General features: G+C 66.8%; 10 protein-coding genes. All 10 read left to right on the top strand.

Annotated elements, in window-relative coordinates:
- The first annotated feature begins 71 nt into the window (after positions 1-71).
- The 10 genes from phnD (at position 72) to nrdE (ending at position 9,989) form a co-directional block, all read left to right on the top strand.
- A complete protein-coding gene (gene phnD, locus EDD31_RS06245) occupies positions 72-1,154 on the top strand; it encodes a phosphate/phosphite/phosphonate ABC transporter substrate-binding protein (protein WP_123303401.1) in 1,083 nt (360 codons plus the stop codon).
- A gap of 95 nt (positions 1,155-1,249) precedes the next feature.
- On the top strand, positions 1,250-2,098 hold the full coding sequence (gene phnC / locus EDD31_RS06240; protein ID WP_123303400.1) for a phosphonate ABC transporter ATP-binding protein: 849 nt from the start codon (positions 1,250-1,252) through the stop codon (positions 2,096-2,098).
- Complete coding sequence (gene phnE, locus EDD31_RS06235) at positions 2,099-3,157, top strand: phosphonate ABC transporter, permease protein PhnE (protein WP_123303399.1); 1,059 nt, start codon at positions 2,099-2,101, stop codon at positions 3,155-3,157. It begins immediately after the preceding gene.
- Positions 3,154-4,425 (top strand): phosphonate ABC transporter, permease protein PhnE, encoded by a 1,272-nt coding sequence (phnE, locus tag EDD31_RS06230; RefSeq protein ID WP_245990953.1) that lies wholly within the window; start codon positions 3,154-3,156, stop codon positions 4,423-4,425. The genes phnE (EDD31_RS06235) and phnE (EDD31_RS06230) overlap by 4 nt, the downstream gene beginning before the upstream one ends.
- A 297-nt stretch (positions 4,426-4,722) precedes the next feature.
- Positions 4,723-5,352: a TetR/AcrR family transcriptional regulator gene (locus tag EDD31_RS06225; RefSeq protein WP_123303398.1), complete on the top strand. Its 630-nt coding sequence runs from the start codon at positions 4,723-4,725 to the stop codon at positions 5,350-5,352.
- A gap of 70 nt (positions 5,353-5,422) precedes the next feature.
- Positions 5,423-5,884, top strand: a complete 462-nt coding sequence (locus tag EDD31_RS06220) for an S-ribosylhomocysteine lyase (protein ID WP_170163212.1) — start codon at positions 5,423-5,425, stop codon at positions 5,882-5,884.
- Positions 5,881-6,663 carry a 5'-methylthioadenosine/S-adenosylhomocysteine nucleosidase gene (gene mtnN, locus EDD31_RS06215; protein WP_123303396.1) on the top strand — a complete coding sequence of 261 codons (783 nt, stop codon included), beginning with the start codon at positions 5,881-5,883 and terminating at the stop codon, positions 6,661-6,663. Before EDD31_RS06220 ends, mtnN begins: the two co-directional genes overlap by 4 nt.
- Before the next feature lie 464 nt (positions 6,664-7,127).
- Positions 7,128-7,385 (top strand): glutaredoxin-like protein NrdH, encoded by a 258-nt coding sequence (gene nrdH, locus EDD31_RS06210; RefSeq protein WP_123303395.1) that lies wholly within the window; start codon positions 7,128-7,130, stop codon positions 7,383-7,385.
- 64 nt (positions 7,386-7,449) lie between these two features.
- On the top strand, positions 7,450-7,866 hold the full coding sequence (gene nrdI / locus EDD31_RS06205) for a class Ib ribonucleoside-diphosphate reductase assembly flavoprotein NrdI (RefSeq protein ID WP_123303394.1): 417 nt from the start codon (positions 7,450-7,452) through the stop codon (positions 7,864-7,866).
- A gap of 41 nt (positions 7,867-7,907) precedes the next feature.
- Positions 7,908-9,989, top strand: coding sequence for a class 1b ribonucleoside-diphosphate reductase subunit alpha (gene nrdE, locus EDD31_RS06200; RefSeq protein ID WP_245991293.1), 2,082 nt, complete (start codon positions 7,908-7,910; stop codon positions 9,987-9,989).
- Positions 9,990-10,005 lie beyond the last annotated feature (16 nt).

Below are 10,005 nucleotides of genomic sequence, written 5' to 3'. Positions count from 1 at the left end.
GCCACCCGGACGGCGTAGACCTCGCGTCCCAGACCCACCACCGGAATCACTCACAATCAGGAAGTGGACACATGAAGCGTTCGACCACGCTTGCCGCCGCCGCAGCCGCGACGGCTCTCGTTCTCGCTGCGTGCGGCGACAACGGCGACTCGGACTCCGATGTCGACGAGGAAGACCCCACCGTCGAGGAGACCACCGAGGACGACACCGACGATGACGACACCGACACCGATGAGGACGGCGACGACACCGCTGGGGGCATCGAGTCGATCGACGAGCTCGTCATTGCGCTGACCCCCTCCACCGACGTCGACGCCCTCGCCGCCGAAGAGGAGCGTCTCGCCGAGGCACTCTCCGAGGCCCTCGACGGTTTCCCGGTGCGCGTGGAGGTCGCGAACGACTACTCCGGCGCTGTCACCGCCATGGCCATCGGCGATGTCCACGGCATCCTCGGCGCCGGCCCGGTCCAAATGGTCCAGGCCGAGCGCGTGGCCGACGCCATCCCCGTCGCTCAGGCTGAGCGTTACGGCTCGGACATCTACGTGACCCAGTGGTTCACCAACGACCCGGACACCTTCTGCATGGACGAGCCGGTTGACGTGGACGGCTACTTGTTCTGCAACGGCACCGACGACGCCGAGCCCGGCCCGGTCGGCGTCGAGGCCCTGGACAACATCCAGGCCGGCGACACCATTTCTTACGTGTCCGAAGGTTCGGCCTCGGGCTACTACTTCCCGGCCACCCAGCTCAACGACATCCACGGCTTCGTTCCCGGCTCTGGTGACCTCGACGAACAGTTCGCAGGCAGCCACGACAACTCGGTGCTGAACGTGCTCAACGGCAATGCCACCGTGGGTGTGTCCTTCGACGACGCTCGCGGCAACATCGAGGACGAGCACCCCGAGGTGGGCCAGGAAGTCGTGGTCTTCGCCTGGGCCGGACCGATTCCGAACGACGGCGTGGTTCTCGCTGGTGATGACGCCCTCACCGAGGACGAGCGTCAGCTGATCCTGGACGCCTTCCTCTCCCTGAACGACACCGACGAAGGCCTGGAGATCCTGTACGACACCTACGAGATGGACGGCCTGGTGGCCTCCAGCTCCGAGGACCTCGACCTGGCTCGTAACGTCTACGACGCCTTCCCCGAGGACTGATCCTCACTCACCCGGCCATCAGGCCTGGGTGACCCGCCGGGGTGCGGAGCGCGAGTAGGCTGCGCTCCGTACCCCGGCGAGCACCAGGGAGAACCATGATCACTTTCAGCAACGTCGACGTCGTCTACCCCAACGGCTTCAAGGGCCTCAGCGGGGTGAACCTCGAGATCGCCAAGGGCGAGTTCGTGGCGATCGTCGGCCTCTCCGGTGCCGGCAAGTCGACGCTCATCCGCACCGTCAACGGTCTGGTGCCCTACACCGAGGGCTCGCTGACCGTGAACGGCTCCCTGGTGGATCCGCGCAGCAAGACCAAGCTGCGCCGGGTCCGTTCGAAGGTCGGGATGATCTTCCAGTCCTTCAACCTGGTCAACCGCGTCTCCGTGCTGAACAACGTGTTGCTCGGCCGTTCCTCGATGACCTCCACGCTGCGCTCCCTGCTCGGGTGGTACCGCGAGGAAGAGAAGGAACTGGCCTTCGAGTGCCTCGAGCGCGTTGGCATCGTGGACAAGGCCTACAACCGCGCCTCGGCCCTCTCCGGTGGGCAGCAGCAGCGCGTGGCCATTGCGCGCGTGCTGGCACAGCAGCCCGAAGTCATCCTGGCCGACGAGCCGGTGGCTTCGCTCGACCCGCCCACGGCACACAAGGTGATGCGCGACCTGCGCCGCATCCAGCAGGAGGACGGCATCACCTGCGTGGTGAACATGCATCACCTCGACCTCGCCCGCGCATACGCCGACCGCGTGATCGGCATGCGCGGTGGTGAGGTCGTCTTCGACGGCCCCGTCGCCGAAGCCACCGACGCCGTCATCGAGACCGTCTACCAGCGCTCGCTGACCGCTGAGGACGTGGCCGCCACCGACGTTCCCGTCAACCTGAACGACATCGCCGGAGTCGAGGTCCTCACTCCCGACGCAGCGGACGAGGCTGCGCCGAGGAGCGCCTGAGTGACCACCACGACCACCTCCGGCAGTTCTGCGGCGCCCGGCGTTACCGGTGAGACGAAGAAGTCCTGGCCGGAGAAGCCCCGGCCCTCGGGCGCGCGCTACGCGGCGCTGGTCGTGGTGGCCCTGGTGGCCACCGCGGTCTTCTGGCTGACCTCCACTGCCGAGTGGACCATCGGCGAGGGCACGGTCACCATCGGTGAGGACGAGGTCTCGTTGTTGCCGGTCTGGCCGCTCTTCGGGGCCGTGCTCATGATCGGCGGCCTCGCGCTGTGCTGGCGGGTGCGGGCCTCCTCGACCTCGGCGGCCGGCCTGACCGGCTTCCTGATCGTCTCGCAGTGGGCCGGCAAGGCGGTCGACTTCGACTTGCTGGACATCTACCGCCGCTGGGAGAACGTCCAGCTGCTGCTGACCCGGTTCGACTTCTTCCAGCCTGACTGGCAGCACTTGTGGCGAGTGCGCCACCTGTGGCTCGACACCATCTATATGGCCATCGTGGCCACGCTCATCGGTTGCCTCATCGGCCTCGTGCTCGCGCTGCTTGCCTCCCCGGTCTCCTCACCGAACAAGGTGGTGAGCCAGACCGTCAAGGCCATCAACTCGGTGATCCGCTCGATCCCCGACGTCGGGTGGGCGTTGCTCTTCGTGGCCTTCATCGGCGGCACCACCCACGGACTGGGCATCCTGGCCGGCATCTTGGCGCTGACCATGTTCAACATCGGCGTGGTGGCCAAGCTGGTGGGCGAGAGCATCGACGGCGTGAACCTCGGCCCCATCGAGGCCGCCGACGCCTCCGGCGCGAACCTCCTGCAGCGCAACCGCATGGCCGTACTGCCGCAGGTCATGCCGAGCTACGTGTCCTACAGCCTCTACGTCTTCGAGCTGAACATCCGTGCTTCGGCCGCCATCGGCATCGTCGGCGTGGCGGGCATCGGTCAGCAGATCATGCTGCAGTTCTCCGACTTCCGCTTCGACCGCGTCTCGGCCATCCTCGCCGCCCTGATCGTGGTGGTGTTGCTGGTCGACCTGTTCTCGATGTGGGCCCGGAGGAAGCTGATATGAGGGCCAAGACCGTGCGCCTGCTGATCTGGGGGATCGCCTTCCTGCTCGGCGCCCTCTACTCCGCGTACCGAGCTGTGCAGCGCATCGAGATCACCGATGCGTCCGAGTTCGCTTCTGCGGGTGCTTTCCGCCAGGCGGCGCTGGAGGACATGGCGCCCTTCGCCGAGTTCTGGCTCGCCATCCTGCTGGCTCTGGGCTTCCTGGCCATCGCGACCTACACGGTGCGTGACCGTGCCCTCCGCTCGCGGCGCGCCCCGTCCGCTGCCTCCCGCGAGCCGGGCGCGGGCTCTGGAGCCGTGGGCCGCAGTCGCGACGACTCCGATAGTTCTGCCGTCCAGGGTGCCGGCAGCACGCGCTTCGCCCCGGACCGGCTCGACGCCCGCCCGGTCCAGCCCTCCAAGACGAAGTTCGATCTCGGCCTGGTCGCCGGTGCCTTCATCGTGCTCATCGCCTTCACCGGCACGGGCATGGATCTCGCGGCAGCGCTGAACCTCCCGGGGAACATCGGCACTTACGTGCGCCTGATGGGTGAGGGCGTCTTCCAGGTTCCAGACGAGCGGGTGCTCGGGATTTGGAGCGACGCGTTCTCCGCCATGATCGAGTCGGTCGCGATCGCGTGGATCGGCACCATGGTGGGCGCCTCGCTGTCCCTGCCCTTCGGGTTCCTCGCCGCGCGCAATATGGCGCCGTTGCCGATCTACCTGCCCGTGCGCTTCGGGCTCTCGGTGATCCGCGCCGTGCCGGAGATCGCCATCGCCATCGCCATCACCCTGCCGCTCTTCGGCTTCGGCGCAGGCGGTGGTGGCGCGCTCGCGGGTGCCTTCGCACTGGGCGTCTCCTCGGTGGGAACGTTGTCGAAGCTGATCTCTGAGGCCATCGAGTCCATCGAGACCGGACCGGTGGAGTCGGCGCAGGCCTGCGGTGCGAACCGTGCCCAGATCATCCGCTGGGCCGTGCTGCCCCAGGTGATGCCGGACGTCATCGCGATCTGGCTCTACCGCTTCGAGGTCAACATCCGCGCCTCGGCAATCCTCGGCACTCTGGGCGCCGGTGGTATCGGCGTGCTGCTCTCCAACGTCTTCGGCATCCGGGACTGGGAACAGATCGGCATCGTCATCGCGGTGATCATTGTGGTGACCGTCGCCGTCGACCAGGCCTCCGCCGCCATCCGGCACCGCATCATCAAGGGCGCCCGGGTGCGCCGGAAGAAGAGCCGGAGCGCTGCCGACGGTGCCGGCCCCACCGAACGGGCCGCCGCCCACCTCTGACCGCTTGGGCCCGCGGGGTCCCGGGCTCGCCGCCCGCCATCCCCTGTGCGGGCCCTCCTCCGTCGGGTCCCACCGGGCTCGCCGCCCGCCATCCCCTGTGCGGTTGTGCTCACCAAACGTCGCTTTGACCCCTCCGCTCGGCGTTATTCCGACGATTCCTGAGCACAATCGCCCCGGGTGCCGGGAGGTTGCGCAGCGGTTGGATGGGCACGGCCACCGTCGGGCATACATGCTCAGCCAGCGCCGAACCGATAGGCTGGAAGCTCTGTCAACCGAGCTGGACAAGGGAGTCCTCTCATGACCACAGCCACCGAAAGCGCGCCCGCAAGCGCTCGACGCCGGCGTGGGCCAGGGCGGCCACGTCATGCCGATACCGAACCGCGTGCCTATGCGGCGGCGCTAGCGATCTTCGGCCGTCGCGGCTGGGCGGGCCTCACCCTCGACGGCGTGGCAGGTGAGGCCGGTATCGGGAAGTCTTCCATTTATCTGCGGTGGTCCGGTAAGCGCGAGCTTCTGACCGAGGCCATCGAGCACCTCGCCGCGCAGCACCCCACGCCGGACACCTCGGGGATGGGCTTGAGTGAGCATCTGGTGGTGCACGCGCAAGCCCGGGCGGAGCTCTACCTGGGTGAGTACGGCCCGGCCATGATCGAGCTGTACGCCGCGGCAGCGGGCGCCCCCGAGGACTTTGCCGACCTCTGCCTCCGTGACGTCTCGCGCGGCATGCACGGCAGCGCTCCGCGGGTGCGGCAAGCCATCGACGACGGCGAGCTGGCCCCGGGCACCGATGTGGTCGCCTTCCTCGACGCCATCGAAGGCGGCCTCATGGTCAATGCCGTGGTGGCGCGTGCACGAGGGGATCATCAGCGGGCGAGCGCCTTCGCGGAACACCTCGTGCACCAACAGCTCGAAGGCGTCCGTGCCTGATTCCTTCTGCCGGCCGGGAACGCGCTGGTGTGAGCAGGGCTTGGTGGTCGCAGGCTGACAGAATGTGCCCATGCCCCTGAATGTCGAGAGCTTCAACCTTGATCACACCGCCGTGGCTGCGCCGTACGTGCGGGTGGCCGACGTGAAGCACCTGCCCGCTGGAGATGTGCTCACGAAGTACGACGTCCGCTTCTGCCAGCCGAACGTCGCCCACCTGGAGATGCCGGCGCTGCACTCCCTGGAGCACACCTTTGCGGAGAAGGTGCGCAATTACTCGGATGATGTCGTCGACTTCTCGCCGATGGGTTGCCAGACCGGGTTCTATCTCTTGCTGAGCGGTGAGCACCCCTATGCCGAGGTCCTCGACCTCGTCGAGCAGGGCCTGCGCGAGGTGCTCGCCGCCGAGGAGGTCCCGGCGGCCAACGAGACGCAGTGCGGCTGGGCCGCCAGTCATGATCTGGACGCCGCGAAGCGAGAGGCCGCCACCATGTTGGCCGGCCGCGCGCAGTGGGATCAGGTGATGGCCGGATGAGCGCGGACCATGCTGTGCCGGATGCAGACGCGCTGCCGGGCGTGCTGCGGCCGGAGCCGGCCCTGCCACAGGCACGGGCCGTCGTCGTGGGGGCGATGGCCGAGGAGATCCGCCCGTACCTGGAGGCGGCGACCACCGTGGGGCCCGTTCGCGAACTCGGCGTCGGTGAGATGCGGCTGGCCGAGTTCGGCGGTGTGCCGGCCCTGCTGGTCCGCTGCGGCGTGGGCCTGGTCAATGCGGCCTCCGCCCTGACCGAGGCGCTGCTGCTCACCGGGCCGGTACCCGCCGTCTCCACCGGATCAGCCGGCGGGCTCGGTGCCGACGTCGAGGTCGGGGACGTCGTGCTGGGCGAGACCTACGCCTACACCCAGGCGGACGCCACCGCCTTCACGCAGAATGTGCGCGGCCAGGTGCCGGGCATGCCCGCCGTCTTCGAGTCCGGAGCCGCGTTGCTGGCAGCCGCGCGGGCCCAGCGGCTAGAGCACGGCCGGCTGCTCAGCGGTCTGATGATCTCCGGCGATGCCTTCGTCACCGCCCACCATGCCCTCGAGGCGCGCGCGGTGTTCCCCGAGGCGCTCACGGTGGACATGGAGACGACCGCGCTAGCCCATGTGGCGCGCACGCGCGGTGCGCCCTTCCTCTCCGTGCGCGGCATCTCCGATCTCGCCCTGCCCGACTACGACGACGGCGAGCACGCGGAGTCCTTCTCTCTCGGCCTGCAGGGAGCCGCCGAGCGCTCGGCGTCGGTGGTGCTCGGGGTGCTGAGCACCCTGGGCTGACACCGGTGCACGACACGCCCAAGGCTGCGGGACACGCCGACATTTTCCCTGTGCCGCTCGTCTGACGAGCGGTCGCTGCCCACAGCGTGTGGACGGATGGCGGCCCGTTCATCCACAGCCTCGTCCCGGGTCGAAGCTCGCCGTGCGGCCAATGTCAGTGGTCGGCGAGAGACTCGTCTCAGGGACTCTCCCCAGGCAGGTGGGAGTGGTCCACAGGCAGCGGATGGAGGTGAGGATGATTGATCGCGCGAAACGCCGAGACACAGCATCTTGGGGTTCGGGGATGCTTGGACCACCAGGTGTAGTGTTGGTGATCCGCACATGGGCCGGGGAGACGCCTACTCTCCGGTAAATCACATCGTTGTTGTTACACCTGTGTCAGTTGGTACGTCGCGCCCGAGTTCTGCCCGTGCAGGCCCCACGCTGACCAGATGACGACGCAGGAGAGAAGGAGTCCGGCTCAGATGAGCATCACTGTCTACAGCAAGCCGTCCTGCGTCCAGTGTGACGCCACCTACCGGGCGCTGAAGAAGCAGGGTCTCGACTACGAGGTCGTGGACATCACCACGGACCCCGAGGCCCTCGCCAGCGTCAAGGCGCTGGGCTACCAGCAGGCGCCCGTGGTCTTCGCCGACGGCGACCACTGGTCGGGCTTCCGCCCCGACAAGGTCAAGGCCCTGGCCGCGCGAGTGCGCGAGCAGGCCGCTGTCGCCTCCGCCTGAGCATCATCATCGCCGGGCCGTCACCGACGGCCCGGCTTCGACCGCATCGCTGGGAGGACGCAGAGTGAGCACACTCGTCTACTTCTCCTCCGCCACGAACAACACTCACCGGTTCGTGGAGAAGCTCGGCGTGCCTGCGCATCGGATCCCGCTCCGGCGGGGTGAGGACGACCTCGTTGTCGATGAGGAGTACGTTCTGATCGTTCCCACCTACGGTGGAGGCGAGGGCCAGGGAGCGGTGCCCAAACAGGTGATCCGCTTCCTCAACAACACAGTCAACCGCTCACTGATCCGTGGGGTCATCGCGAGCGGCAACCTGAATTTCGGTCAGGGGTACGGCCTGGCAGGCGACATCATCGCAGCCAAGTGCCAGGTGCCGTTCCTTTACCGCTTCGAACTCATGGGTACCACCGAGGACGTCCATCGCGTCCAAGAGGGATTGGGGCAGTTTTGGCAGCAACGCTCACTGATACCGGCGTAGAGGTCAACGCGCCTCAGCTCGACTATCACGCGCTGAACGCAATGCTGAACCTCTACGACGCGGACGGCAAGATCCAGTTCCACGTCGACCGGGAGGCCGCGCGGCAGTACTTCCTGCAGCACGTGAACCCCAACACGGTCCAGTTCCCCTCCCTGCAGGAGAAGCTCGACTACCTCGTGGAAGAGCGGTACTACGAGGGCGAGGTGCTCGAGAAGTACTCCGGCGAGTTCCTCCAGGAGCTTTGGGATCTCGCCCAGGCGCAGCAGCACCGTTTCGAGACTTTCCTGGGTGCCTTCAAGTACTACGCCTCGTACACGCTGAAGACCTTCGACGGGAAGAAGTACCTCGAGCGCTTCGAGGACCGCGTGGCCATGGCCTCCCTGGCCCTGGCTGACGGCGACGAGGTGCTGGCGCGGGAGCTCGTCGTAGAGATCCTCGCCGGCCGCTTCCAGCCGGCCACCCCCACCTTCCTCAATGCCGGCAAAGCCCAGCGCGGAGAGCTCGTCTCCTGCTTCCTGCTGCGCGTCGAGGACAACATGGAGTCCATCGCGCGCGGGATCAACTCGGCCCTGCAGCTCTCCAAGCGCGGTGGCGGCGTGGCGTTGTCACTGACGAACATCCGTGAGTCCGGCGCGCCGATCAAGAAGATCCAGAACCAGTCCTCCGGCGTCATCCCGGTGATGAAGCTGCTGGAGGACTCCTTCTCCTACGCCAACCAGCTCGGCGCCCGCCAGGGCGCGGGCGCGGTGTACCTGCACGCCCACCACCCCGACATCATGCGGTTCCTCGACACCAAGCGCGAGAACGCGGACGAGAAGATCCGGATCAAGACGCTCTCCCTGGGCGTGGTCATCCCGGACATCACCTTCGAGCTCGCCAAGCGCAACGAGGACATGCATCTGTTCTCCCCCTACGACGTCGAGCGCGTCTACGGGGTCCCGATGACGGAGCTGTCCGTCTCGGAGAAGTATGACGAGATGGCCGCGGACGACCGGATCAAGAAGACCACGCTGAACGCGCGGAGCTTCTTCCAGACCCTGGCGGAGCTGCAGTTCGAGTCGGGCTACCCCTACATCGTGTTCGAAGACACGGTGAACAAGGCCAACCCGATCAAGGGCCGGATCTCGATGTCGAACCTGTGCTCGGAGATCCTGCAGGTCTCCACGCCCTCGACGTACTCGGACGACCTGGGCTACGAGGTGATCGGCAAGGACATCTCCTGCAATCTCGGATCGATGAACATCGCCAAGTCGATGGACTCGTCCGACTTCGGCAAGACCGTGGGCACCGCGATCCGGGCGCTGACGGCGGTGGCCGACCAGACCCACATCCGCTCGGTGCCCTCGGTGGAGAAGGGCAACGACGATTCCCACGCCATCGGCCTGGGCCAGATGAACCTGCACGGTTACCTGGCGCGGGAGCGGATCCACTACGGATCCGAGGAGGGCTTGGACTTCACCAACATCTACTTCTACACGGTGGCTTTCCACGCGATCACCGAGTCCAACAAGATCGCGATCGAGAAGGGCCGCGCCTTCGCCGGCTTCGAGGACTCGCAGTACGCCTCCGGTGAGTACTTCACCAAGTACACCGAGCAGGTCTGGGAGCCCCGCACCGAGCGGGTGCGCCGGCTGTTCGCCGAGGCCGGGATCCACATCCCCACCCAGCAGGACTGGAAGCAGCTCGCCGCCTCCGTTCAGGCACACGGCATCTACAACCAGAATCTGCAGGCCGTGCCGCCCACCGGGTCGATCTCCTACATCAACAACTCGACCTCCTCGATCCACCCGATCGTCTCCAAGGTGGAGATCCGCAAGGAAGGCAAGCTCGGGCGGGTGTACTACCCGGCGCCGTACATGACGAACGAGAACCTGGAGTACTACCAGGACGCGTACGAGATCGGCCCCGAGAAGATCATCGACACCTACGCCGAGGCCACCCAGCACGTGGACCAGGGGCTGTCGCTCACGCTGTTCTTCAAGGACACCGCCACCACGCGTGAGGTGAACAAGGCGCAGATCTATGCCTGGCGCAAGGGCATCAAGACGCTCTACTACATCCGGGTGCGCCAGCTCGCCCTGGAGGGCACCGAGGTCGAGGGCTGTGTCTCATGCATGCTGTGAGGATTCGGGGGGCAAG

The sequence above is a fragment of the Bogoriella caseilytica genome, assembly GCF_003752405.1.
Classification (GTDB): Bacteria; Actinomycetota; Actinomycetes; order Actinomycetales; family Actinomycetaceae; genus Allobogoriella; species Allobogoriella caseilytica.
The sequence above is the reverse complement of the archived record's forward strand: the minus strand, read 5'-3'. Positions and strand labels throughout refer to the sequence as shown.